General features: G+C 74.0%; 23 protein-coding genes and 1 pseudogene. 6 read left to right on the top strand and 18 right to left on the bottom strand.

Features of this window, described 5'->3' with window-relative positions; genetic code table 11:
* Window positions 1–4: 4 nt before the first annotated feature.
* From ABD823_RS08710 to ABD823_RS08700, 3 genes are all read right to left on the bottom strand, one after another.
* Complete coding sequence (locus ABD823_RS08710; RefSeq protein WP_344857643.1) at window positions 5–577, bottom strand: TlpA family protein disulfide reductase; 573 nt, start codon at window positions 575–577, stop codon at window positions 5–7.
* 55 nt (window positions 578–632) lie between these two features.
* Window positions 633–1271: a histidine phosphatase family protein gene (locus tag ABD823_RS08705; protein WP_344857641.1), complete on the bottom strand. Its 639-nt coding sequence runs from the start codon at window positions 1269–1271 to the stop codon at window positions 633–635.
* A gap of 144 nt (window positions 1272–1415) precedes the next feature.
* Window positions 1416–2327: a LysR family transcriptional regulator gene (locus tag ABD823_RS08700; RefSeq protein WP_344857639.1), complete on the bottom strand. Its 912-nt coding sequence runs from the start codon at window positions 2325–2327 to the stop codon at window positions 1416–1418.
* 368 nt (window positions 2328–2695) lie between these two features.
* On the opposite strand from ABD823_RS08700, the gene mycP reads away from it, so the two are divergent.
* Together mycP and ABD823_RS08690 are read left to right on the top strand one after the other, a co-directional pair.
* Window positions 2696–4924 (top strand): type VII secretion-associated serine protease mycosin, encoded by a 2229-nt coding sequence (gene mycP / locus ABD823_RS08695; protein ID WP_344857637.1) that lies wholly within the window; start codon window positions 2696–2698, stop codon window positions 4922–4924.
* A 214-nt stretch (window positions 4925–5138) separates the two neighbouring features.
* Window positions 5139–5582, top strand: a pseudogene (locus ABD823_RS08690) (Uma2 family endonuclease); the annotation flags it as partial.
* Between the two features lie 123 nt (window positions 5583–5705).
* Here ABD823_RS08690 and hemL read toward each other — a convergent pair.
* From hemL to ABD823_RS08655, 7 genes are all read right to left on the bottom strand, one after another.
* The gene (gene hemL, locus ABD823_RS08685) at window positions 5706–7001 is read right to left on the bottom strand and encodes a glutamate-1-semialdehyde 2,1-aminomutase (protein WP_344857635.1); all 1296 of its coding nucleotides are present in this window, start codon (window positions 6999–7001) and stop codon (window positions 5706–5708) included.
* Window positions 7002–7064: 63 nt separating this feature from the next.
* The gene (locus tag ABD823_RS08680; RefSeq protein WP_344857633.1) at window positions 7065–7709 is read right to left on the bottom strand and encodes a bifunctional DNA primase/polymerase; all 645 of its coding nucleotides are present in this window, start codon (window positions 7707–7709) and stop codon (window positions 7065–7067) included.
* A 214-nt stretch (window positions 7710–7923) separates the two neighbouring features.
* Window positions 7924–8910 (bottom strand): porphobilinogen synthase, encoded by a 987-nt coding sequence (gene hemB / locus ABD823_RS08675; RefSeq protein ID WP_344857631.1) that lies wholly within the window; start codon window positions 8908–8910, stop codon window positions 7924–7926.
* 145 nt (window positions 8911–9055) lie between these two features.
* Window positions 9056–10630 carry a bifunctional uroporphyrinogen-III C-methyltransferase/uroporphyrinogen-III synthase gene (locus ABD823_RS08670; RefSeq protein ID WP_344857629.1) on the bottom strand — a complete coding sequence of 525 codons (1575 nt, stop codon included), beginning with the start codon at window positions 10628–10630 and terminating at the stop codon, window positions 9056–9058.
* Window positions 10627–11538 (bottom strand): hydroxymethylbilane synthase, encoded by a 912-nt coding sequence (gene hemC, locus ABD823_RS08665; RefSeq protein WP_344857626.1) that lies wholly within the window; start codon window positions 11536–11538, stop codon window positions 10627–10629. The genes ABD823_RS08670 and hemC overlap by 4 nt, the downstream gene beginning before the upstream one ends.
* On the bottom strand, window positions 11535–12839 hold the full coding sequence (locus ABD823_RS08660; RefSeq protein WP_344857624.1) for a glutamyl-tRNA reductase: 1305 nt from the start codon (window positions 12837–12839) through the stop codon (window positions 11535–11537). Before ABD823_RS08660 ends, hemC begins: the two co-directional genes overlap by 4 nt.
* Before the next feature lie 94 nt (window positions 12840–12933).
* Window positions 12934–13641, bottom strand: a complete 708-nt coding sequence (locus ABD823_RS08655) for a redox-sensing transcriptional repressor Rex (protein ID WP_344857622.1) — start codon at window positions 13639–13641, stop codon at window positions 12934–12936.
* A gap of 279 nt (window positions 13642–13920) precedes the next feature.
* Here ABD823_RS08655 and ABD823_RS08650 point away from each other — a divergent pair, with 279 nt between their 5' ends.
* Entirely contained in the window at window positions 13921–14169 is a 249-nt protein-coding gene (locus ABD823_RS08650) for a glutaredoxin family protein (protein WP_344857620.1), read from the top strand.
* Between the two features lie 23 nt (window positions 14170–14192).
* On the opposite strand, the gene ABD823_RS08645 is transcribed toward ABD823_RS08650, so the two are convergent.
* Window positions 14193–15875: an antibiotic biosynthesis monooxygenase gene (locus ABD823_RS08645; protein WP_344857618.1), complete on the bottom strand. Its 1683-nt coding sequence runs from the start codon at window positions 15873–15875 to the stop codon at window positions 14193–14195.
* A 204-nt stretch (window positions 15876–16079) separates the two neighbouring features.
* Here ABD823_RS08645 and ABD823_RS08640 point away from each other — a divergent pair, with 204 nt between their 5' ends.
* The 3 genes from ABD823_RS08640 (at window position 16080) to ABD823_RS08630 (ending at window position 18483) form a co-directional block, all read left to right on the top strand.
* Complete coding sequence (locus ABD823_RS08640) at window positions 16080–16724, top strand: sigma-70 family RNA polymerase sigma factor (RefSeq protein ID WP_344857616.1); 645 nt, start codon at window positions 16080–16082, stop codon at window positions 16722–16724.
* Between the two features lie 180 nt (window positions 16725–16904).
* Window positions 16905–17540, top strand: a complete 636-nt coding sequence (locus ABD823_RS08635) for a DUF5667 domain-containing protein (protein WP_344857614.1) — start codon at window positions 16905–16907, stop codon at window positions 17538–17540.
* Between the two features lie 76 nt (window positions 17541–17616).
* Window positions 17617–18483, top strand: coding sequence for an HAD family hydrolase (locus ABD823_RS08630; RefSeq protein ID WP_344857612.1), 867 nt, complete (start codon window positions 17617–17619; stop codon window positions 18481–18483).
* A 57-nt stretch (window positions 18484–18540) separates the two neighbouring features.
* On the opposite strand, the gene ABD823_RS08625 is transcribed toward ABD823_RS08630, so the two are convergent.
* The 7 genes from ABD823_RS08625 to ABD823_RS08595 form a co-directional block, all read right to left on the bottom strand.
* A complete protein-coding gene (locus tag ABD823_RS08625; protein ID WP_344857610.1) occupies window positions 18541–19584 on the bottom strand; it encodes an alpha/beta fold hydrolase in 1044 nt (347 codons plus the stop codon).
* Between the two features lie 193 nt (window positions 19585–19777).
* Entirely contained in the window at window positions 19778–20773 is a 996-nt protein-coding gene (locus ABD823_RS08620) for a lysophospholipid acyltransferase family protein (protein WP_344857608.1), read from the bottom strand.
* Window positions 20770–21795 (bottom strand): NAD-dependent epimerase/dehydratase family protein, encoded by a 1026-nt coding sequence (locus tag ABD823_RS08615; RefSeq protein ID WP_344857606.1) that lies wholly within the window; start codon window positions 21793–21795, stop codon window positions 20770–20772. The genes ABD823_RS08620 and ABD823_RS08615 overlap by 4 nt, the downstream gene beginning before the upstream one ends.
* A 23-nt stretch (window positions 21796–21818) precedes the next feature.
* On the bottom strand, window positions 21819–21917 hold the full coding sequence (locus ABD823_RS08610; RefSeq protein WP_018654693.1) for a 30S ribosomal protein bS22: 99 nt from the start codon (window positions 21915–21917) through the stop codon (window positions 21819–21821).
* A 211-nt stretch (window positions 21918–22128) separates the two neighbouring features.
* Window positions 22129–22332, bottom strand: coding sequence for a helix-turn-helix domain-containing protein (locus ABD823_RS08605; protein ID WP_012887307.1), 204 nt, complete (start codon window positions 22330–22332; stop codon window positions 22129–22131).
* 322 nt (window positions 22333–22654) lie between these two features.
* Window positions 22655–23434 carry a phosphatase gene (locus ABD823_RS08600; protein ID WP_344857822.1) on the bottom strand — a complete coding sequence of 260 codons (780 nt, stop codon included), beginning with the start codon at window positions 23432–23434 and terminating at the stop codon, window positions 22655–22657.
* A 110-nt stretch (window positions 23435–23544) separates the two neighbouring features.
* On the bottom strand, window positions 23545–24708 hold the full coding sequence (locus ABD823_RS08595; protein ID WP_344857603.1) for an acetoin utilization protein AcuC: 1164 nt from the start codon (window positions 24706–24708) through the stop codon (window positions 23545–23547).
* Window positions 24709–24809: the final 101 nt, after the last annotated feature.

Here is a 24809-nt window from a genome sequence, read left to right as displayed (position 1 = left end):
CGGGCTACTTCTCATCGCTGATCTTCTCGACGGCCGCCAGCAGATCGCTGTACTTGACCGCGCCGAGGGCGCGGGCCGCGATCCGGCCCCGCCGGTCGATGATCAGCGTCGAGGGGATGGCCGCCGGGGGGACCGTGCCCTGGAAGGCGAGCGCGACCTTGCCGGGCTGGTCGTAGATGCTCGGGTAGCCGGGCTGCTCGGTGCGCTCGAAGGCGAGCGCCTGGCTCCTGTCGTCCTTGAAGTCGACGCCGAGGAACTCCACGCCGTCCGCCTTGGTCTTGGCGGCGATGTCCTTCAGCACCGGGGCCTCGGCGCGGCAGGGCGCGCACCAGGAGGCCCAGAAGTTCAGCACCACGACCTTGCCCCTGTGCGCGGCGAGCGAGGCGGTGCCGCCGTCGAGGGTCTCCCCCTCGACCGCGGGGGCGGGCCTGCGTCCGGCCGCCTCGAAGACGGTGACCTTCCCGTCGCCGGCGATGAACCGGGTGTCCCCCGCCTGCGGCTGCGACGCCTGGCTCCCGGCGCATCCGGTCGCCAGTACGGCGAGCAGCACGGCGGCGGCGAGCGGTCTGACGCGCATCGAAGGTGGTCTCCCTCGTACTACAAGCGGTAGAGCAGCAACTCTACCGGCGGGGTCATGCGCCCGGGACGGTGGGGCGCTTGACGAGCGCGGCCGCCGGCTCGGAGTATCCGACGCTGGCCAGCCGGTCGCCCTCGAAGCACAGGCTCGTGACGCTGGCCAGGCCGCACTGGCGGCGGCGGGGGTCGTGCGGGAGCCGCCTGCCCTCGGCCGCGAGCCGGATGATCCAGATGGGGAGCTGGTGGCTGACCAGCACCGCCTCGTGGCCGCGCGCCTCCCTGCGCGCCGACAGGATCGCTCCGCGCATCCGCTCGACCACGTCGGTGTAGCGCTCGCCCCAGGACGGGCGGAGCGGGTTCCACAGGTGGCGGTAGAGGCGGGGGCTGCGGAAGACGCCCTCGCCGCCGCCGACGGAGACGCCCTCGAAGAGGTTGGCCGCCTCGATCAGCCGCTCGTCGATGCGGACCTCCAGGCCGAAGGTCTCGGCGAGCGGGGCCGCCGTCTGCTGGGCGCGCTCCAGCGGGGAGGAGAACAGCGCGACGACGTCGCGCCCGGCCATCGCCTTCGCCACCGCCTCGGCCATCAAGCGGCCGTTCTCCGACAGGTTGTAGCCGGGAAGCCGGCCGTACAGGACGTTGGCGGGGTTGTGGACCTCGCCGTGGCGCAGCAGGTGGATGACGGTGGTCTCAGCCATGGTGCCGTCAGCCTACCCACTGGTAGGCGCAGGTCGCACGGGCGGGTGGGCGGGTGGGCGGGCGACGCCGCGGGCCCCGCGCCGGCGCGGGGCGGGGGCCCGCTCCCGTCCGGCCGCTCCCGTCCGGCCGCTCCGGTGGAGGGGTCAGCTCTCCCCGCGCAGTCCCGCCGAGGCGGCCCTGAGCGCCTCGACCGCGGCGCGGATCGCCGGGCGGCGGGCCGCGTCGGTGCGCCAGAGCGCGTAGATCCGGCGGGTGGGGCGGGGCCGGACCGCCACGGCCCGGACCCCTTCCGGAACGGGGCCGCGGCCGAGGCGGGGCACGATCGCGCAGCCCTGGCCGGCGGCGGTGAGCGCCAGCTGGGTGGGGTATTCGTCCGCCATGCAGGCGATCTCCGGCTCCAGCTCGGCCGCGCGGAGCGTGTAGACCAGCCAGTCGTGGCAGACCGTCCCGGGCGAGCCGCTGATCCACCGCTCCCCGGACAGCTCCGCCAGCTCGATCTCGGCGCGGTCGGCCAGCGGGTGGCCCGCGGGCAGGACCACGTCGGCGACGTCGTCGAAGAGCGCGGCCCGGGAGAGCCCCTCGGGGATGGCCATCGGCCGGTTGACCCAGTCCTGGACGACCGCGAGGTCGAGCTCGCCCCGGGAGACCTCCAGGAGCTGGCGGCCCGGCTCCCGCTCGTGGAGCTGGAGTCTCAGGTCGGGATGGCGCTCCCGCAGCAGGACCAGCGCCTGCGGCAGCAGCCCCCGGGCCGCCGTGGGGAAGGCCCCGATGCTCAGCCGTCCCACGACCGCGCCGCGCAGCGCCTCGAAGTCGGCCTCCGCGGTCTCCACCAGCGCGAGGATGCGCTCGGCGTGGCCGGCCAGGAGCCCGGCGGCGTCCGTCAGCCGCACCCCGCGCCCGTTGCGCTCCAGCAGGGTCGCTCCGGTCTCCCGCTCCAGCTTGGCGAGCTGCTGCGAGACCGCCGACGGGGTGACCATGAGCGCCTCGGCGGCCGCGCCCACCGACCCGTACACGGCCACCGCGTGCAGCGCCTTCAGGCGGTTCAGATCCAGCATGTTAGTGATCCTAAATCAATCGTCCGCTGCACGGAACTCCTGCTGAACGGTCACCCCGCGCCGGCGTGTCCGGGCGTCCGGCCGCGGACGGGCACGCCCGGAGGAGACCCGGGCAGATCCGGGAGGCCCGGGAGGCCCGGCCCGGGGACCGGCGCATCCGGGCGTCCGGCCGCGGACCGGCTCCGCCGGCCGAGGGCGCCGGGACGGGCGGTGCGGCGGACGACCGGATCGGGAGCCGCCTTCCGGAACCCCTAAGGAACCCCGCCGGGCGGCCGAAGAGACGGTACGTCCGCCGACCGGTCCCGGGCGTGGCCCGGATCGCGACGCCCTGCGCACGTGACCTCCACCAACGAACGGGGAGAACGAGAATGCCAGCCACCGCCCGGCTTCTGGGCGCGCTCGCCGCGGTCACGGTGACCGCCGCCGCGGTCACCGCCGGAGTGACCGCCCGCACCTCCGCCTCCCCGGACGACGGACCGGCGGCCGCACCGGCCGCCGCCTCCACGGCCGCATCTGCCGCCTCGCCCTCCGCCTCCCCGGCCCCCGCCGGACGGCCGGACGCCTCCGGGGCCGGGACGCGGGCCTCCGAGCGGACGGATTCCCCCGCGCCCCGCCGGACCTCTCCCGCCCCCGCCGTCGAGGACTGGAAGCCGCGCGAGCCCGTCGGCCTGACCGGCCCGGTCTCCGAGGTCCTCGCCGGGGCGCCGGAGCGCGGGCCGGTCCGCGTCGTCACCTTGACCTCCGACGCCGCCGGAAGGCCGCAGGTGCACGTCACCGTCGCCGAGGACCGCCGGAAGGCCGCCGGCGCCGTGGAGGACGCCCGTGCCGTTCCCGGCGCGCTCGCCGTCGTCGTCGACTCGAAGGCCACCGCCGCGGACACGGGCGCCGCGGACACGAACACCGCGGACACCTCCACCACGGCCGCGGACACCCCCTCGGACCCGGCCGACGACGCCCCCTCCTCCGGGGACACCGCCTCTCAGGACGCCACCGCACCCCCGGCAGAAGACACCTCCCCCCAGGACGCCACCGGGACCGTGCCCGAGGCCACCGGGGCCGCGGGCACGGGCGCCGCGGGCACGGGCGCCGCGGGCACGGGCGCCGCGGAGACCACCGCCGCGGCCCCCGGCACCGCCGTCTCCGCATCGGCGGCCAAGGTGAACGACGCGCTCCGCTCCCGGCAGTGGCCGCTGGACCGGCTCTCCGCGGAGAGCACGTGGGCCTCCGCGACCGGCGCGGGCCAGACCGTCGCCGTCGTCGACAGCGGCGTGGACGGCTCCCACCCGGACCTGGCCGACGCGGTCCTGCCCGGCGTCGACCTGGTGCGGGGCACCGGTGACGGGCACTACGACCCCGACGGGCACGGCACCCACGTCGCCGGCATCATCGCCGCGAAGGCGGGCGACGGCGTCGGCGTCGCCGGTCTCGCCCCCGGCGCGAAGATCCTGCCCGTCCGCGTGCTCGACGAGAGCGGGTCCGGCTGGACCTCAGACATCGCCGACGGCATCTTCTACGCCGCCGACCACGGCGCGACCGTCATCAACCTCTCCCTGGGCGGCCCGGGCGCCGACCCGATCATGGGGGCCGCGGTCGACTACGCCCTCGCCAGGGACGTCGTCGTGGTCGCCGCGGCCGGGAACTCCGGCCAGTCCTGCACGCAGGTCCCCTACCCGATGCCGGGAGAGAACTGCGGCAACCCCGTCAGCTACCCGGCGGCCTTCCGCGGCGTCGTCGGGGTCGCGGCCACCACCTCCGCCGACGCCCGGGCGGTGTTCTCCCAGTACGGCTCCTACGTCGACCTGGCCGCCCCCGGCGTGGACGTCCTGTCCACCGTCCCCGCCCGCCGGTACGCCTCCATGAGCGGCACGTCGATGGCCTCGCCGTACGCCGCAGCGGCGGCGGCGCTGGTCCGCGCGCGGTTCCCGGAGGCGTCGGCCGGCCAGGTGACCGCACGGCTCACCGGCACCGCGCTCGACCTCGGCGCCGCCGGCCGCGACAGCCTCTACGGCGCCGGCCGGATCCGGCCGCTCGCCGCGGTCGCCGACAGCGGCACGCCGTTCCCCCCGGACGCCACCGCCACCGGGCTGGCCCTGTCCGCCTCCAAGGTCACCGCCGGGCAGTCGGTGCGGGCGACCGTCACCGTGCGGACCGCCGTCGGCGCCGGGATCAGCGGCACCGCCCGGCTGTGCAGCCGCAGGACCACCGCCTCCGCCTACCGGTGCGCCACCGTGCCCGTGCGCAGCGGCACCGGCACCGCGTGGCTGCGCGCCGACGCCGGGACCTACGCCTACGCGCGGTTCACCGGTACCGCGACCGCGGCCGCGAGCACCAGCCGGACCGCGCGCGTCGGCGCGCGGCCGAAGGTCGTGGTGCGCGGCGGCGAGAAGAAGGTGACCCTCCGGGTCTACCAGCCGCAGCGGCAGCGGGTCTCGGTGCAGCGGTACCGCAAGGGGAAGTGGCGCACCGTCAAGCGGGTCACCGCCGCCCGCGCCTCCGCCTACACCGTCCGCAGGCTGCCCCGCGGCACCTACCGGATCGTGGTGCCCGCCACCCGCGACCTGCTCGCGGTGACCTCCGGGAAGGTCCGCGTCCGCTGACCCGCCGCGCCCCCGGCCACGCGGCGCCCGCCGTCCCCGGCCCTGCGGCGCCCGCCGCTCCCCTCGGCCCGGCGCGTCTCCTCCCTCCAGGATGAGGGAGGGGGAACATGGACAGAGGCGACGGAAGAGATCCGAATGCACACACAGGGCGACGGAGACGATGGCACGGTGACCGACGTGGCAAGCACGCTCGGCTACTGGCCGGCTCCCCTCCCTGGGGACGGACGGCGGACGACCTCGACCGTCCGCCGTCGGAGGGACCGAACGGCGAGCCCGGCTTCTTCAAGCACGTCGAACTGATCGATGGAGCCCTCGTCTTCATGTCCCCCAGAAGCGCTTCCACGAGCGCGCCCTGCTCGGCCTCCGTGTCGTCCTGAACGCACAGGCCCCCGCGTCCCCCAGCGCCATGATGCGGATGGACGTCAAGCTCGGGCACCGGATGCGGCCCTGCCCGGACGTGCTCGTCGTCGACGCGGCGGCGGCCGAGGACGACGAGCGCACCCACTGCGTCCCCGGCGAGGTGCACCTCGTCGTCGAGGTCGCCTCCCCCGAGTCCGAGGACCGCGACCGCAGGACCGCGCCGTTCCGCTACGCCGAGGCGGGCATCGCGCACTTGTGGCGGGCCGAGGGCCACGACGGCAAGCCCGCCGTCCACGTCTACGAACTCGACCCGGCCACCCGCGCCTACGGCCTCACCGGCATCCACCGCGGCCGGCCGGCCGTGCCCGTGCCGTTCCCCATCGACGTCGACCTGGACAAGCTGCCCCGGTGGAGCCCCGGGTCAGGACGCCTGGGCGGCGGCCTTGGCGGCGATCGGGAGGGCCTCGGCGATCCGGGTCAGGGCCTCGTCGTCATGGGCCGCCGACAGGAACCACGCCTCGTAGGCCGAGGGCGGCAGATAGACGCCCTGCTCCAGCATCGCGTGGAAGAAGGCCCGGTAGGCGGCGGTGTCCTGCTTCTGCGCCCCGGCGAAGTCGGTGACCCGCTCGTCGGTGAAGAAGATCGAGAACAGGTTGCCCGCGCGCTGGAGCCGGTGCGGCACCCCGGCGGCGGCCAGCGCGTCGGCGGCGGCGCGCCCGACGACCAGGGCCGCGGCGTCGACCCGGTCGTAGACCTCGTCGTCGCAGGCGCGCAGGGTCGCCAGGCCCGCGGCGCAGGCCAGCGGGTTACCGGACAGGGTGCCGGCCTGGTAGACCGGCCCCTCCGGGGCGAGCTGGGCCATCACGTCGGCCCGGCCGCCGAACGCGGCGGCGGGCAGGCCGCCGCCCATGACCTTGCCGAAGGTCATCAGGTCGGCGTCCACCGGGTCCAGGCCGTACCAGCCGGAGCGCGAGACGCGGAAGCCGGTGAGCACCTCGTCGACGATCAGCAGCGCGCCGTGCGCGGTGCACAGCTCGCGGAGCTTGGCGTTGAACCCCTCCAGCGGCGGGACGACGCCCATGTTCGCCGGGCACGCCTCGGTGATGACGCAGGCGATCTGGTCGCCGAAGGCCGCGAACGCCTCGCTCACCGCCTCGACCGAGTTGTACGGCAGGACCACGGTGTCGGCCGCCGAGGCGCCGGTCACGCCGGGGGTGTCGGGGAGCCCGAAGGTGACCAGGCCGGAGCCGGCCGAGGCGAGCAGGGCGTCCACGTGCCCGTGGTAGCAGCCGGCGAACTTCACGATCTTCGAGCGGCCGGTGAAGCCGCGGGCCAGCCGTACGGCGGACATGGTGGCCTCGGTGCCCGAGCTGACCAGGCGGACCTTCTCCACCGGGGCGATCCGGGCGACGATCTCCTCGGCGAGCTCGACCTCGCCGGGCGTCGCCGTGCCGAACGAGGTGCCGCCCGCCAGGGCCTCGGTCAGCGCCTCGACCACGGCCGGGTGGCGGTGACCGAGGATCATCGGCCCCCAGGAGCAGACCAGGTCGACGTAGCGGTTGCCGTCGACGTCGGTGATGTACGGCCCCTGGCCGGAGGCCATGAAGCGGGGCGTGCCGCCGACGGCGCCGAAGGCGCGGACCGGGGAGTTGACACCCCCCGGGACGATCTCGCGGGCGCGGGCGAACAGGTCCTCGGAGTTCTCAGTACGGCTCACCGTCCCAGATTACGGGCCCCGGGAGCCGCTCCCCGCGCCGACGCCCGCACGGCGGGCGCGGTCCTACTCGCAGACGTCGGCGAGCCGGTCGAGGACGCGGAGCGGGTCGGGCAGCGGGCGGCCGTCCGGGGGGCGCAGCCACGAGGCGGTCCCGCCGCCCGGCAGCGAGGAGGGCGGGGCCAGGACGTAGCTGTCACGGCAGTGCCAGCGCAGGCCGGGCATCTCCTCGATGGTCGAGGGACCGTAGTCGAGCGGGCAGGACCACCACTCGTCCTCGTCGTCGGAGACGTTGCGGGTGGCCACATAAAACAGCACCCGGTCGCCGTTCTCGGCGACCGGGCCCGATGCGCATCCGGTGGAGTCCATGGCGGCGAGCGCCGCGAGCCCCGCCTCGCGGGGTACGTCGAAGACGTCGAAGACCCGCCCGGTGGGCAGGACCACGTTCGCCTCCGGGTCGACGCCCCACCAGTGGGACAGCAGCGCGGGGTCGGTGGTGGCCTGCATCTGCCAGGCGCGCGAGAGCGGATGGCTGCCCTGGTCGGGGCAGCCGACGCGGTCGCAGGAGCAGGCGCGCGGCCCGTCGTGGAGCGGCCGGGCCCCCGGGCAGCTGGCCCAGCCGAGCGCGGCGTACTCCAGCACGGACTTGATCATCTGCTGTTTCGGATGGCTCCGCCGCTTACCACGACGAGCCAGTGATACCCCCACCATGGTGTCCTCCGTTGTCCGCGGCCCCACGCCATCCCGGATGCGATGACATATCCACATTCTCGTTCATCAAGGACGGCATTCAGCAGGGTCTTCGCCACCTGGGACACATCCGCACCGGTTCTTGAACTCTAACGCACCCGATTCACCGCTCCGCGGCGAATCCCCAGTTGTGGACATGTGCGAAGCATCTCACCGGACGGGGAGACACCGGTCGTCAGCGCAACCGCCGGGCCACCTCGGTCGCCCAGTAGGTGAGGATCGTGTCGGCCCCGGCGCGGCGGATCGCGACCAGCGACTCCATGATCGCCCGGTCGCGGTCGACCCAGCCGTTCGCCGCCGCGGCCTCGATCATGGCGTACTCCCCGCTGACCTGGTAGGCCGCGACCGGGACGTCCACCGCGTCGCGCACCTGGCGCAGGATGTCGAGGTAGGCCAGGGCGGGCTTGACCATCACCGCGTCGGCGCCCTCGGCGAGGTCCAGCCGGACCTCGCGCAGCGCCTCGCCCACCGGACCGGCCGGGTCCTGCTGGTAGGCGTTGCGGTCGCCGAACTTCGGCGCGCACTCGGCGGCGTCGCGGAAGGGGCCGTAGAACGCCGAGGCGTACTTCACCGAGTAGGCCATGATCGGGATATGTGCGAAGCCCGCGCCGTCCAGGGCCGCGCGGATGGCGCCGACCTGGCCGTCCATCATCCCGCTGGGCGCGATGACCTGCGAGCCCGCCCGGGCCTGGGCCACCGCGGCGGCCGCGTAGCGCTCCAGGGTCGCGTCGTTGTCGACCTCCCCGTCGGGGGTGAGGACGCCGCAGTGCCCGTGGTCGGTGAACTCGTCCAGGCAGGTGTCGGTCATGACCACCACCTGGTCGCCGAGGTCGGAGACCAGGTCGGCGACCGCCTTCTGGACGATGCCCTCGGGGTCGTCGGCCGCCGAGCCGCGCGCGTCCTTGACCGCGGGGATCCCGAACAGGATCAGCCCGCCGACGCCCGCCTCGGCCGCCTCGTGGGCCGCCTTGCGCAGCGAGTCGCGGGTGTGCTGGAAGACGCCGGGCATCGAGCCGATGGGCTGCGGCTCGTCGACGCCCTCCTTGACGAACATCGGCAGGACCAGGTCGGCCGGGTGCAGCCGGGTGCCGGCGACCATCCGGCGCATCGCCGGGCTGCGGCGGAGCCGGCGCGGGCGCACGGCAGGGAACTGGGCGGTCATGTCTCTCCCCCTCCCCCCGGCCACGGGGTGTCACCGGCCGGAGGACGTTATTCGGTTGGCCCGCCGCCGCGGCGGCGGTGCCGCGGGCGCCCCGGTCCGGGGTGCCCGCGGCGGTCTCGGGTCATGCGGGTCAGGCCTCACCCGCTCACTTGCGGCGGCGGGCGCCGCGCCGGTTCTGGGACGGCCTGCGGGGAACCTCGCCGGCCGCCAGCGCGGCCTGCCTCAGCTTCGCACCGTACTCCGCCAGCCCGGCCGCGAGGGCCGAAACCGAGGCGGTGTCGGCCATCACGTCGACGCGGAGGCCGAACTCCTCGGCCGTCTTCGCGGTCTGCGGGCCGATCACCGCGATGACCGTGACGTTGTGCGGCTTGCCCGCGATGCCGACCAGGTTGCGCACCGTGCTGGAGGAGGTGAACAGCACCGCGTCGAAGCCGCCGCCCTTGATGGCCTCCCTGACCGGGGCCGGCGGCGGCGCCGCCCGCACGGTCCGGTACGCGGTGACGTCGTCGCACTCCCAGCCGAGCTCGGTCAGGCCCGCCACCAGCGTCTCGGTGGCGATGTCGGCCCGGGGCAGCAGGACCCGGTTGATCGGGTCGAGCATGGAGTCGTACGGCGGCCACTCGGCCACCAGGCCCTCCGACGACTGCTCGCCCGAGGGCGTCAGGTCCGGCTTGACGCCGAACTCCACCAGGGCCCGCGCGGTGGCCTCGCCCACCGCGGCGACCTTCAGCCCGGCGAAGGCCCGGGCGTCGAGCCCGTACTCCTCGAACTTCTCGCGGACCGCCTTGACCGCGTTCGCGCTGGTGAACGCCACCCACTCGTAGCGGCCGGTGACCAGGCCCTTGATCGCCCGGTCCATCTGCTGCGGGGTCCGGGGCGGCTCCACGGAGATCGTCGGCACCTCCTCGGGCACCGCGCCGTAGGAGCGCAGCTGCTCGACGAGGCCGGCGGACTGCTCCTTGGTCCGGGGGACGAGCACCCGCCAGCCGAACAGCGGCTTGGTCTCGAACCACGACAGCCGCTCGCGCATGCCGACCGCCTCGCCGACCACGATCAGCCCGGGCTCGGTCATCCCCGCGTGCTTGAGGTCGGGCGCCATCCGCCCGAGGGTGGTCGCCACGGTGTACTGCTCCGTGGTGGTGCCCGCGCTGCTGATCGCGACCGGCGTGGTGTCCGGCCGCCCGGCGGCGACCAGCGCCTTGCCGATCGCCACGGCCTCGGCGATCCCGTTGTAGATCACCAGCGTGCCGGCGCTCGCCGCGTGCGTGCTCCAGTCGTCGACCACGGCCGCGTCCACGACCCGGAACTCGGGCACCGACGTGGCGGCCGGGATGCCGGCGTAGGCGAGCACCGCCGTCGCCGGGGGCACGCCCGGCACGATCTCGAAGTCGACCTCCGCCTCGGCGCAGGCGGCGACCTCCTCGGTGACGGAGGAGAAGAACATCGGGTCGCCCGCGCAGAGCCGGACGACGTGCCTGCCCGCCTTGGCCGCCGCGACGGCCCTGCGGGCGGCGTCCTCCTCGGCGGCGTCGACGACCTCGACGCCCTCGCGGCAGTGGCGCAGCAGCGAGCCGTACGCCTCCTGGTCGAGCACGACGGCGTCGGCCCGGGAGAGCAGGTCCGCCCCGCGCAGCGTGAGCAGACCCTCGTCACCGGGTCCGGCGCCCACGAAGGCGACGAAACCGGCCGGGTGCCCGAAGGTGGTGCTTCCGGAGCTCAATGCGGCTGCTCCCCCATCAACGTGCCGGCCCCTTCGGCGATCATCTCGGCCGCGAGGTCGCGTCCGAGATCCATGGCCGTCGAAGAGGGTCCGGCGGTGGACTTGCGCACCGCGTGCCCGCCGTCGATGGCGACGACGGCCGCGGTCAGGTTCAGATCGTGCCCGCTGACGGCCGAGTACGCACCCACCGGGGCGGCGCAGCCGGCCTCCAGGGCGTTCAGCACCGCGCGCTCGGCGGTCACGGCGGCGCGCGTCGCGGCGTCGTCGAGCACGCCCAGCAACTCGATCAGGTCGGTCCGGTCGGCCCGGACCTCCACGGCCAGCGCGCCCTGCCCGGGAGCGGGGAGCATCTCGTCGACCTCGAAGAGCTGGGCGATCTCGGCCTCCCGGCCCAGCCGCCGGAGCCCGGCCGCGGCCAGGACGACGCCCTGCAGCTCACCGGAGGTGACCTTGCCGATGCGGGTCTCGCCGTTGCCCCGGATCGGCACGCACTCGATGTCCGGGCGGAGCATGCGCAGCTGCGCGATCCGGCGCGGCGAGCCCGTGCCGATCTTCGAGCCGGGCGGCAGGTCGGCCAGCTTCGCCCCGGCGACCAGGGCGTCCCGGTGGTCGTCGCGCGGCGGGATCGCGGCCAGGGCGATGCGCGGGTCGGGGGTCGTGGGCAGGTCCTTGAGCGAGTGGACCGCGAAGTCGACCTCGCCCTCGATCAGCTTGTCGCGCAGCGCGCTGACGAAGACGCCGGTCCCGCCCATCTGCGCCAGGTCGCCCTTGGTCACGTCACCGTAGGTGGTGACGCCGACCATCTCCACGGCCCGGCCGGTCAGCTCGGTGAAGCGGGCCGCCACCAGCCCGGACTGCGTCGTCGCCATGAGGCTCCGACGCGTCCCCATCCTCAGGGGTCCCGTCATCGGTCCACCTCCATGTCGATCGTCTCGACGCGCCTGACCGCGTCGGGCACCTTCGGATCCAGATTGAACAGCTCGCGCAGCGCTTCCGCATAATGATCGCCCGCCGGGGACGCCGCGAGCTGTTTGACACGCACGGTGGGCTCGTGGAGCAGCTTGTCGACCACGCGCCTGACCGTCTGCGCGACCTCGTCGCGGAGGCGGCCCTCGATCTCCGGGACCCGGGAGACGAGCCGGCCCAGCTCCGCCTCGACCACGCCGGCCGCCTTGCTCCGCAACGCGACCACGGTCGGCGTCACACGGGCGGCGCGCTCGGCCGTCAGATAGGCCGCCACCTCTTCGGAGACCAGCCCGCGCACCGCGGCGACCGCGGCCGCCCGGCCGCCGTCGTCGACGCCCGCGATCTCGCCGTTCTGCATGGACTCCAGGTCGACGAGCGTGACGCCGGGCAGCCGCCGCACGGCGGGGTCCACGTCGTGCGGGAGGGCCAGGTCGAGGATGAACACCGTGCGGGGCGTCACCATGTCTGCGGTGACGACCACGTCGGTGGCACCGGTGCAGGAGATCACCAGGTCGGCCTCGGCGAGCTCCGCGGTCAGGTCGCCGAACTCCGCCGCCCGCCCGCCGACCGTCTGCGCCAGCCGCAGCGCGCGCTCGTGGGTGCGGTTGACCACCACGATGTCGGTGACGCCCTCCCGCCGGAGGGTCGCCGCGGACAGCGCGCTCATCGAGCCGGCACCGACCACCAGCGCCCGCTTGCCCTGGATCGGGCCGAGGGCGCGCTCGGCGAGCCGCAGGCCCACGCCGACGAGGGAGGCTCCCGCCCGGTCGATGCCCGTCTCGGCGTGGGAGCGCTTGCCGACGCGGAGCGCCTGCTGGACGAGCTCGTTGAGCGTCGCGCCGATCGTGCCCTGCTCCTGGGCGAGCTTGAGCGCCTGGCGGACCTGGCCGAGGATCTGCCCCTCGCCGATGACCATCGAGTCGAGGCCCGCGGCGACCGAGAACAGGTGCTCGACGGCCCGGTCCTCGTAGTGCACGTACAGGTGCGGCGCGAGCTGCTCCATGGGGACGCCCGAGTGCACGCTGAGCAGCGCGGACACCTCGCTCACCACGGCGTGGAACCGGTCCACGACCGCGTAGACCTCGACCCGGTTGCAGGTCGAGACGATCATCGCCTCCGCGACGCACTCGCTCCGCTCCACGTCGTGCAGGAGCTTGGTCAGCGCGTCACCGGAGACGGACACCCGCTCCAGGAGCGCCACCGGCGCCGTGCGGTGGCTCGTGCCGACGACGAGGACGCTCATGAGCGCCCCCCTCGCCGCGGCCGGAACGCGCCGGGCACGCCGCGGGCCGCGGAGCGGCGCCGTCCGCCCCGGTCCTGTCTCGCCATCTGTGAACTCACAGGTCCACCGCCTCGGGCCATTCCTCGGCCATCGCGGGCCCCCCAGTCATCCGATCCGTCTTGCGTTGCTCGTGGAACGCGAGGATCTGCAGTTCGATCGACAGGTCGACCTTACGGATGTCGACCCCCTCAGGCACGGACAGCACGACGGGGGCGAAGTTCAGGATGCTCGTGACGCCCGCGGCGATGACCCGGTCGGCCACCTGCTGGGCCGCCGCCGCCGGTGTCGCGAGCACCACGATCGACACTCCCCGCCGCCTGATCACGGTTTCCAACTCGTCGATGTGCTCGACGTCCAGTCCTGCGATGTGGTCGCCCACCACGTCGGGGTCGGCGTCGAGGAGCGCGGCGATCCGGAACCCGCGGGAGACGAAGCCGCCGTAGTTGGCGAGCGCCCGGCCGAGGTTTCCGACGCCGATGATGGCCACCGCCCAGTCCTGGGTCAGGCCCAGCTCCCGGGAGATCTGGTAGATGAGGTACTCGACGTCGTAGCCGACCCCGCGCGTGCCGTACGAGCCCAGGTGCGACAGGTCCTTGCGGAGCTTGGCGGAGTTGACGCCGGCGGCGTGCGCCAGGTCCTCCGAGCTCACGGTCGCCAGGCCCCGCTCCGACATGCCGTTGAGCGCACGCAGATACAGCGGCAGTCTGGCGACGGTCGCCTCGGGAATGCCACGTTCGCGAGGTTGGGACAGTCGGCGGATCACGTGCCGGAGCTCCAGAGGGACAGGCGGCCGGCGCGGCCCGGACGCGACGGATGACGAGATGAGGCCACTGTCATCCAGGTTAGTCCCTTTGTGAACCGGTGCACAAAGTGGGTGCACCGGTTGTGGCGAAGTCGACACCGCCCATCGGGGCTCGGCGCGCCGGCGGCCCGGCCGCCGCCGCACGGGCGGCTCCGCCGTCCGTGCCGGACGGCGGCGCCCTCCCGCGGGACGCTCCCGGGGAGAGGTCCGGGCGCGGCGGGGATCGGTTAGCGTTGCGGCATGGCACCGCAGGACCACCGCATCACCTTGCTGGGCAAGCCCGGCTGCCACCTGTGCGACGACGCCCGCGCCGTGATCGAGCGGGTCGCGGCGGAGCTGGGCGTCCCCTGGGAGGAGCGCGACATCACCGCCTCCGAGGAGGACCACGCGAAGTACTGGGAGATGATCCCGGTCACCCTCGTCGACGGCGTGCAGCACGACTTCTGGCGCGTCGACGAGGCCCGCCTGCGCGCCGCGCTCGGCGCCTGAGCCCGGCCTGTCCCGTCCCGGCGTCAGATCTTGAAGGCGGTCGGCAGCGGGATCACCTTGGCGGTGTTCACGTTGAGCTCGATGACGTTGGCGGCGAGCACCATGCTCTGCCGCTGGGCGACGAACCGCTCCATGTGGGGCTGGCTCTGGTGCTCGGTGTAGGCGACCTCGTCCCGGTAGATCTCGTAGACGATGCGCTGGAGCGGCGCCGACTTCACCGAGTGGCAGGCGTAGATCAGGGTGTCGGGCTCGCTGCGCCGGACGGCCTCCACCGTCTCCTCGGCCAGCCGGTCGAACGCCTCGCCGGTCCCGTCGATCAGGGTGAACACCGTCAGCAGGCCGTAGATGCCGGGGGAGAGCCGGACGGGCTCGCCCGCGCCCGCGGGCGCTCCGGGCGCCGCCCCCGAGCGGCCGGAGGCGGCCGGGGCGCCGAACGCCTCCTCGGCGGACATCGGGCGGCGTCCGCCGAAGGCCTCCTCCGCGGGCATGGGGCGCGAGGCCCGGCTCCGGGTGCCGGGGGCGCCGTACTCGTTGAGCGGGATGTCGTACTCCCCCGTGGCCGGGCCCCCGGCGGACGGCAGGCCGAACTCCCCGGTCGAGGGGCCGGTGGAGGGGGTCATGCCGAACTGACCGGTGCGCGGCGGCGGCTGGGTGAACTCGTGGTCCCCGGCGGGCTGGCCCGGGATCGGCATGCCGTACTCGCCGGCCATGAACATGCCGGTGGCGGGGCCGCCGAACGGGTCGTCCGCGGCGGGGCGGCCGTCGGGGTCGCCGGCCGGGCGGCCGATCGGGTCGCCGGTGGCCGGGCCCTGCCCGCGCATGCGCGCCGCGTAGTCGACGTCCTGCTCGCCCGCGCGGTACTCGGCGACGAGGTCGCCGAGGCCCGACCGGCGCGGGGACGGCGCGGCGGGCACGCCCGAGGGCTGCTCGGGCGTCGTGCGGCGGCCCGCGACGGGGACGTCCTGCGGTATCGGGCGGCGGCTCGGCCGCTCCTCCCAGTCGTCCTCGAAGTCCTCCTCGTCCTCGTCCTCGTAGGGCGCGAGGGGCCGGAGCACGACGTACCAGACGGCGGCGGCGACCAGCAGGTGCAGCACCACCAGGAGCAGGCCCGGGGCCCCGAGGGCGGAGGCTCCGGCGAGCGCCAGCCCGGTCGGGGCGAGCACGCCGAGTGCGTGCAGGTTGTCGGTGTCGTAGTCGTCGCCGTCGCGCCGCCAGCGCAGGACCGCGATCACGAGGCCGACGAGCAGCACCACCGCGGTGAACGCCTGGACCACCATCAGGAGGTAGGCGGGCGGGGGGTTCCAGTGCTCGGCCGCGACGGGCAGGCCCTTGCCGAACCGCCCCTCCTGCCGGACCGGGTCCACCAGCAGGATCACCAGCGCCACGGCGGTGAACCCCGCGCCCGGCAGCCAGGACCCGAACCTGGCGGCCGGTTTGCGGGCCAGCAGCTGGATCACTCCGACCGCCAGCCACAGCGGCGCCAGCAGCGATCCGGTCAGCTGGTAAAGCCGGAATGTGGTCGCCCCGAATCCGAGGAACAGGCCGAAGGCCATCACTCCGAGTGACACCGCCAGCATCGCCGTCACGATGCTCCAGGCGATGAGCCACCCTGTGGGCTCACCCCGGAGCCGATTGGCGAGAGCGCCTGTGGCAACGGCTGCGAGCAGGGCTCCGGCGAACGCGATGACAGCGACGAGGACTTCCATGGTGTCTCCAATGCTGCCGGACATTACCCTCCAACCGGTAGCCGGATCTCCCGACCGGCTCCCCGGACCGGTCTTCGCGCACACCGGCCCCACACCGTATACGCCGACTACCGCCAGTCACGACGGTGCGAAGCGGATTGTGGAATTTCCTGATGATTCCTAGAGTGGGCGGGCACGCCGCACCCTCCTCCCCAGGGATACCGGATGCCAGACACATGGCCGTTAGCCGGGCCCCTCCCGACCGCCACCGGGGTGGCCCCGCCCGTCCGCAGCAACGAACTCGCCCCCCGCGAGGACGCCTCGGAGGAACTGAGAAGGCTCGTCCTGCGCGCCAAGACAGGAGACACGGAGGCGTTCGGCGCCCTCTACGACCGCTATCTCGACCTGGTCTACCGCTATATCTACCTGCGGGTCGGATCCCACCCGCTCGCCGAGGATCTCACGAGCGAGACCTTCCTCCGCGCGCTTCGCCGAATCGCCGACTTCACTTGGCAAGGACGTGACTTCGGGGCCTGGCTCGTGACCATCGCCAGGAACCTCGTCACCGATCACTTCAAGTCCGGCCGCTACCGGCTCGAGGTCACCACGGCCGAGGTCTTCGAGACCCCCCTCGACGGCCCGCACATCCCCGAGAACGCCGTCGTCGCCGCGATGGTCAACGACCGGGTGCTCCGCGCCGTCCGCGCACTCCGCCCCGAGCAGCAGGAATGCGTGGTCCTGCGCTTCCTGCACGGCATGTCCCTGGCCGAGACAGCGCTGATCATGGGCAAGAAGAGCGGCGCCATCAAGGCCCTGCAGTTCCGCGCGATCCGGGCGCTGGCCCGCGCGCTCCCCTCGGACCTCGGCTGAGCCGGTCCGTGGCGGTGACCGACCCGTGACCGGTGAGCACGGGGCGCCGCGTAACCCGGGTGCCCGGCCGTCGTTAGGCAGGTGAACCGATGGATCATCTTCCGGGGGCGGCAGGGAGTGTTCATGGGTAGGTGGAGGTCCGGACTCTCGCGGAGATCGCGGACGCGCGCCCGGCACCGCGTGACGGAACTCGGCACGCGCCTGGGGGGCGCCCCCCGGCCGGAGTTCCGGGACGAGCTCCGCGCGCGCCTGGTGAACGCCTCCGCCTCCGACGGGCCGGCCGCCGAGCGGGTCCCCGCGCGGCACAGGGCACGGCGGCGCCGGATCCGGCCGCTGCTGCTCTCCCAGCTCCTGAGCGCCGCGCTGGCCGTCGGCATGGCGGCCACGGGCCTGGCCGCCTACCAGTCGGTGCCCGGAGAGACGCTCTACCCGCTCAAGCGCGCCGCCGAGAACACCCTGCTCCGCCTGAGCACCGACGACGCCGAACGGGCCGACCGCGGGCTGCGGTCCGCCTCGACCCGCGCCGACGAGGTCGAGGCCCTGCTCGGCTCCGCCTCCGCCACGCGGGACCAGGGCGCCCTGGTCGGCGAGACCCTCCAGGACATGGAGGACACCACCCGCTCCGCGGTCACCTCCCTGACCCGGGTACGGCGCCGCGACGCGGACGACGCCCAGGAGGCCGCCGGGAGCCTCCAGCGCTTCGTGCGCAAGCAGCGCAACCGGATCGAGGGCATGCTCCCCAAACTGGACGAGGAGAACCAGCGCAGGGCGAACGGTTACCTCAACTACATCGAGGGCCTGGCACCGCCGGAGTGACCGGCCGGTGAAACCTCGCACCGGAGGCCCGGCGTACACCGGCCGCACCGGCGGGTACCGGTTAGGCTGAGGTGCTATGAAGCGGCTGATACGACGGCGGAGTGCGGCTGAGCAGGCCGGGGAGGTGGCGGCCGCGGCGGCCGTCGCGCTGCCCATGGCCGAACCCGATCCGACCGCCGCCGCCTTCTTCGACGTCGACAACACCATGATGCGCGGCGCCTCGATCTACCACTTCGCCCGGGGCCTGGCCTCGCGCGGCCTGTTCACCACCCGCGACCTGGTCCGGTTCGCGCTCGGCCAGGCGGTCTTCCGCATCCGCGGCGACGAGAACCCCGAGCACATCGCCGAGGCGAGGGAGACCGCGCTGGCGTTCGTGGCGGGCAGCAGGGTGGAGGACATCGTCCGGCTCGGCGAGGAGATCTACGACGAGTCCATGGCCGACCGCATCTGGCCCGGCACCCGCGCCCTGGCCCAGAGCCACCTGGACGCCGGCCAGCGCGTCTGGCTGGTCACCGCGACCCCGATCGAGCTGGCCCGGGTGATCGCGCAGCGTCTCGGCCTCACCGGCGCCCTCGGCACCGTCTCCGAGACGGTGGACGGCGTCTACACCGGCAGGCTGGTCGGCGACCTGCTCCACGGCCCCGCCAAGGCGGAGGCCGTGCGGGCGCTGGCCCGGCGGGAAGGGCTCGACCTGAGCCGCTGCTTCGCCTACAGCGACTCAGCCAACGACCTGCCGCTGCTCTCCCTGGTCGGCCATCCCGTCGCGATCAACCCCGACTCCGAGCTGCGCGACCACGCCCGGCAGAACGAGTGGGACGTCAAGGACTTCCGTACCGGGCGCAAGGCCACGATGATCGGCCTGCCCATCGCGGCCGGCGCCGGGGCCGTGGCGGGCGGGGTCGCCGCCGCCATCGCCCTGCGCCGCCACCACCGCTCGGCCTGAGCCCGTACGGCCCCGCCCGCGGCCCCCGCCGTCAACCCTCGCGGTCCGGCCCCGCCGTCAGCTCCCGTCCCGCGCCGCGGCGCGGCCGAGCGCCCGGTCGAACAGTTCGGACAGGGCCGCGTTCACGGTCGCGGGCCGCTCGATGCCGATCATGTGGCCGGCCCCCGGCACGACCTGGAGCCGCGCACCGGGCACCGCCTCGGCGATGCGGTGGCTGTGCACCTTCGGCGTCAGGCGGTCGCGCGCGCCGACCATGACGAGCGTCTCCACCGAGCCGAGCGCGGCCAGCGCCCTGTGCTTGTCGTGCACGAGGAAGTCGTTGAAGAAGCCGACCACGACCTCGGTCGGCGTGGCGGCGACCATCTCGTTGACGAACCGCACGTGCTCGCGACGCGCTCCGGGCCCGAAGGCGACGTAGCGGGTCACCGGCAGGTTGGTGCGCGTCCTGAGCGCGACCCGGCGGTCGAGGACCTCGGCGCGGGCGCGCATGCGCTCGAACACGGCCGGGGCCACGACCGGGGCGAGCCGGCCCACCGGCCCGGGGAGCCCGAACGTGCTCTCCCGCAGCCGCCCCGACGACGTGCTCAGCAGCGCCACCCCCACCACCCGGGAGGCGAGCAGCTCGGGGTGGCGCTCGGCGAAGGCCATGATCGTCATGCCGCCCATGGAGTGCCCGACCAGCACCACCGGGAGCCCTTCGGGCACGGCCTGCTCGATCACCGCGGCCAGGTCGTCGCCGAGGCGGTCGATCGTGCAGGCGTCGAACGCCCCGGCCGACGAGCCGCCGTGCCCCCGCTGGTCGTAGAAGACGAGGGTGGCCCGGCCGGCCAGAGCCTCCCGCTGGAAGTGCCAGCAGTGCCGGTTCATCGTCCAGCCGTGCGCGAAGACCACCGCGAAGCGCGGCTCCGACGCGGGCGCCGCCTCCTCGACGTCCACCGCGAGCTGGACGCCGTCGTCGACGGTGACCGTGAGCGGCCGCCCGCGGTGCCCGCCGAGGACCGTCCCGTCCCGCCCGCCTCTCCGCCGCCCGGCGACCCCCAGCGCCACCCCCACGGCCAGTCCGGCGAGCGCGGCCCGCGTCGCGGTACGGCGTGCGGCCATGTCCCCTCCCCACGTTCGGAAGTGCGGTATCGAGCACACCATATCGGGCAAAAGCCCCAACTGTTAGACGCCGCGCCTAATAAAAATCACCGCCGGGTTCCCCCCGGGCGCACAACCGCGCCGGGGCCCGGCGGCCGGCACGCAGGAGGCGGGGCGGAGGAGGCAGGGCACGGGAGGCGGGGCGCAGAAGGCGTCAGAACAGGGGCGGGAAGGCGTGGCCCCGCCGGAGCCGGAGCTCGTTCAGCTGCTGCTGGACGACCTCCCGCACGTGGTCGGTGAGGTTGAAGACCACCATCGGGTCGTCCGCCTCGGCCGGGTCGTGCTCGTCGGTGCGGATGGGCTCGCCGAAGCCGATCAGCCACTTGGACGGGAGCGGGACCAGCCCCAGCGGGCCGAACCAGGGGAACAGCGGCGTGACCGGCAGGTACGGCAGGCCGAGCGCCCTGGCCAGGAAGCGCAGGTCACCGATCTTCGGGTAGATCTCCTCGGCCCCCACGATCGCGCAGGGCACGATCGGGACCCCGGCCCGGATCGCCGAGGCGACGAACCCGCCCCGGCCGAAGCGCTGCAGCCGGTAGCGCTCGGAGAACGGCTTGCCCACGCCCTTGAAGCCCTCGGGGAAGACCCCGACGAGCTCACCCCTGCGCAGGAGCCGGTCGGCGTCCTCCGGGCAGGCCAGCGTGTGGCCGGTCTTGCGGGACAGGTGGCCGAGCACCGGGAGCCGGTAGACCAGGTCCGCGCCGAGCAGCCGGATCGGGCGGCGGTCGGGGTGGTCGTCGTGCAGGGCGACCTGGAGCATGAGCGCGTCGACCGGGACGGTGCCCGAGTGGTTGGCGACGACGAGCGCCCCGCAGTCGCCCGGGACGTTCTCGATGCCGACCGTCTCGACGCGGAACCAGTGCCGGTAGAGCGGACGGATCAGCTCCAGGAGCACCTTGTCGGTCAGCTCGGGATCGAAGCCGAACTCGTCGACCTCGTACTGCCCGGTGAGGCGGCGGCGCAGGAACGCCAGGAGCTCGGCCAGGCGGTCGTCGCCGCGGCCGCCCCCCGCGGCGTCGTCACGGCCGTCACCGGGGCGCGGACCGTTCCCGCCGCCCGCGTCCGGCCGCTCGTGCCCGGCGCGGCCCCGGGAGATGGGGATCACCTGCGCCTCGTGGGGCTCATCGGCCCGGCCCGCCGTCGCGCTCATCTCACCACCATATGAGACAGGGCGTCCAGCACGGCACCGGGCAGGCCGCCGGCCGGGCGCCGGGTGCGCAGGAAGTCCTCGAAGGCGGCCCCCGTGGAGAACTTGGGCTTCCAGTCCAGCGCCGCGGTCAGCCGGGCGGTGTCCACCGCGCGGCCGTGGCAGACCAGGCGGAGCTGCTCGGGCGAGAAGTTCACCAGCCCCGCGCTCCGGGCGGCCTCGCCCAGCAGGCGGAAGGCCGGGGAGGGGACCGGGACCGGGAGCAGGCCGGCCCGCCGTACGCACTGCGACAGGAGCAGCACCCCGTCGCCCGCCACGTTGAACGTGCCGGGGTGGTCCTCCCTGGCCATCCGGCGCAGGACCTCGACCGCGTCGTCCTCGTGGACGAACTGCAGCCGGGGGTCGAAGCCGAGCACCGTCGGCAGCACCGGCTGGGAGAAGTAGCGGGTCAGCGGCGAATCGACGCCCGGGCCCATGAAGTTGGCGAACCTGAGCGTCGAGACGGTCACGTCGCGCCGCCGCCGGGCGAACCCGCGGACGTACCCCTCGACCTCGGCGGCGTCCTTGGCGTACCCGTGGCCGGGGGGCTCGGCGGGCTCGGCGTCCTCGGTGAAGACGGCCGGATCCCGGGGGGACGAGCCGTACACGGCGGTGGTGGAGCGCACGACGACGCGGCGGACCGTCGCCGACCGCTGGCAGGCACCCAGCAGCTGCATGGTGCCGATGACGTTGTGCTCCTTCATCAGGGCACGGCCGCCGCTCCGCGGGGGAACGCTCACCAGGCCGACGTGGACCACGGTGTCGATGTCGGCGGCCGCGATCACCCTGGCGATGTCAGGACTGCGCAGATCGATCCGGACGAACTCCGTCCGGCCGAGGGGTACGCCGCCGTCACGTGAGAGCGAAGGCGGCGGCACCGTGTCCACTCCGATGACCCGGTCGATGTCCGGGTCGGCCGCGAGAACGCTCGCCACCCGGGCGCCGATGTGGCGCGAGACCCCGGTGACGAGCACGGTGTGGGTCATCGACGCCTCGCAGGTCCGCGTTGCTACTTCTTGTTACGCCGCTGGATACGGGTCTTCTTCAGAAGCTTGCGGTGCTTCTTCTTCGCCATGCGCTTACGGCGCTTCTTGATCACAGAGCCCACGGGACCCCCAGGTAGCTGGTAGCCGAGATTGCAAACCGGCGTGCGGACGCACACCGGGTCAACAGACTACCGGCGATCCACGGTGGATCGCCCGCAGGCCCTGGGGTCCCGGGCACGGGAACTCACGGCGCGCCCCGCGCGCCGCTACCTCGGCGAGGCGCGGGCCCGCCCGCCGCCGGCCTCATCCGCCGGGAACGGGCCCGTGGTCGCTTCAACCCGCCTCGATGTACGCATCCCGGAGATAGTCGTGCACCGCCTGCTCCGGCACTCTGAAGGACCGGCCGACCCGGATGGCCGGCAGCTCACCCGAATGCACGAGTCGATACACGGTCATCTTGGACACCCTCATGACCGTGGCCACCTCGGCCACGGTCAGGAACTTCACCTCGCTGAGAGGTCTTTCGCCTGCACCCATCGGACGCCTCTTCCGCACGTGTTTCCGGGTTATCCCCACTGGTGCCATCGCTCACGCACGTCTACTGCCGTCAGCGTAAGCCGGGACTCCGGACACGCAAACCCCCTAGTTTCTCAGTGCCGGTAGTCCAATGTCAGCGAAACAAGGAAACTCGCTGGCCAGCGGCCGGTCCGCCCCCCTCGCCTCGATCTTGGAACGGGCCAGCCGTCTCTCATAAGAGTCGCCCACAAACCCCAAAAAGTTGGCAAAGGGTCGACGAGCCGCACGGAATGCAGGCGCGAAAAGCCCGTATAGGGACGGCCGCATCCACGCCACGGGCGTCTCAGAGGGCGCTGGCGACCCTCTCGACCAGATGCCGCGTCAGCGGAGCGTAATGGCGGGGCAACACGTTGTCGTCGAGCGGCACGGTGACCGCGATCTTGCCCTCCGCCTCGCCCACGAAGAGCGCGGGGTCGTTGCTGTCGGCGAAGCCCACGGTGAGGACGCCCGCCTCGCCGGCCGCCCCCGCCCAGCCGTGGTCGGCGACGACCAGGTCCGGCCGGTCCTCCCCCAGCTCGGCGAGCATGGCCCGCATCGGGGCCGGGTCGTGGGTGTGCACGAAGGCCCCGCGGTCGTCGAGCATGGCGACGTCGTCGAGGTAGCGGATCTTGCGCCTGCGCCCGAAGCCGGCGCCGACGTAGGACCAGTCCTCCGCGGGGGTCAGCAGCGTCGCCCCGTACGCGCGCGCCAGGCGCGCCAGCGCCAGGTGGATCGTGAGCAGCCCCGTGGGATGCCCGGTCGCCACCAGGATCCGCGCGCCGCCGGCCCCCAGCACCCCGGCGATCACGTCGGCCATCGCCTCGACGGCGTCGATCGTGCGCTCCGGGTCGATGGTGTCCTGGCCCTCGCGGTGCCCGGGGTCCGCCACGACCCCGGCGGACTTGGACATCAGCTCCAGCACGTCGCGGTAGGACCAGTCACCGCCCAGGGTCAGCCCGAACAGGTGGTACGGGTCCCGGTTGGCCAGCGACCGGTAGTGGTCGAGGTTGTTCTGCCGGCTGGTGGCCACGTCACCGGCGATCCTGGTGCGGACCAGGTGCTCGGCGAGCTCGCCGCGGGACATGGGGGCTCCCTGCGGGGCGCCGTGCGGAGCGCTCCGGGAGGCGCCGGGGGCGGCCCGGGAGACGTCCGCGGGGGCGGTGCGGCGCGGGTGGTCCGGCTCGGATTCTGCGGTCACGGGATCGGGTCCAGTCCGTGGAAGGGGAACACGGCGTTCCTGGTCGCCAGGATCGCCCGGTCGACCGGGTCCGCCGGGTCGTAACCGGCGGACAGGTCAGTGAAATCCGGCTTCCGGCCGTCGGTCATCGACAGCGGCGGCGTCTCGCCGGTCCGCTCGCGCACCAGCTGCCGCCACCCCTGCGGGGTGGCGGTGGACGGGTCCAGCGGGCGGCCGGAGACCTCGGCCAGCAGGTGGGTCCACGCCCGGGGCACCACCTGCACCAGCTCGTACCCGCCGCCGCCGGTCACCACCCACCGGCCGCCCGCGGTCTCGTGGGCCAGCTCGTGCAGCGCGGCGTAGGCGGCGCGCTGCCCGTCCAGGCTGAGCATCAGGTGGGCCAGCGGGTCCAGCGCGTGGCTGTCGCAGCCGTGCTGGGTGACGAGGACGTCGGGGGCGAACTCCCGCAGCAGGGGCGGCACCACCGCGTGGAAGGCGCGCAGCCAGCCGCCGTCCCCGCAGCCGGCCGGGAGCGCCACGTTGACCGCGGTGCCCTCGGCCCCGTGCTCGCCGGGGAACCCGGTGCCGGGGAAGAGGGTGCGCGGGCTCTCGTGGAGGCTGACGGTCAGCACCCGGGGGTCGTCGTAGAACATCGCCTGGACCCCGTCCCCGTGGTGCACGTCCACGTCCACGTAGGCCACTTTGGAGGCCCCCTGCGCCAGCAGCCAGGCGATGGCCACGGCCGGGTCGTTGTAGACGCAGAAGCCGCTCGCGGTGCCCGCCATCGCGTGGTGGAGCCCGCCGGCGACGTTCGCCGCGTGCTCGGCCTCGCCCGTCCACACCGCGCGGGCCGCCGCCAGCGTGGCCCCGGCGATGAGCGCCGACGCCTCGTGCACCCCGGCGAAGGCGGGGTTGTCGTCGGTGCCCAGCCCCGCGGCACGGTCCGGCCGGCCGGTCTCCGAGACCCGCCTGACCGCCGCGATGTAGTCACGCCGGTGGACCATGGCCAGCTCGTCGTCCGTGGCGGGCGCGCAGCCGGCCAGCTCCACCGCGTCGAGCACGCCCAGCTCCCGGGCCAGCGCCATGGTCAGCTCCACCCGGACCGGCGCCATCGGATGCCCCGGCCCGAAGTCGTAGGCGGTGAGCGCGTCCTCCCACACGACCCGCACCGACCGGCTCATCCGCACTCTCCTCGGCTCGTCCCTACGGGCGCTGTCGGCGACATCGGCGATGTGGGCGACGTTACAGCACGGCCGCCGTCGCGTCGTTCCCCCGGGGGCGC

The sequence above is a fragment of the Planomonospora alba genome, assembly GCF_039534085.1.
GTDB lineage: Bacteria > Actinomycetota > Actinomycetes > Streptosporangiales > Streptosporangiaceae > Planomonospora_B > Planomonospora_B alba.
Note: the sequence above shows the minus strand (reverse complement) of the source record. Positions and strands in the feature narration are given on the sequence as shown.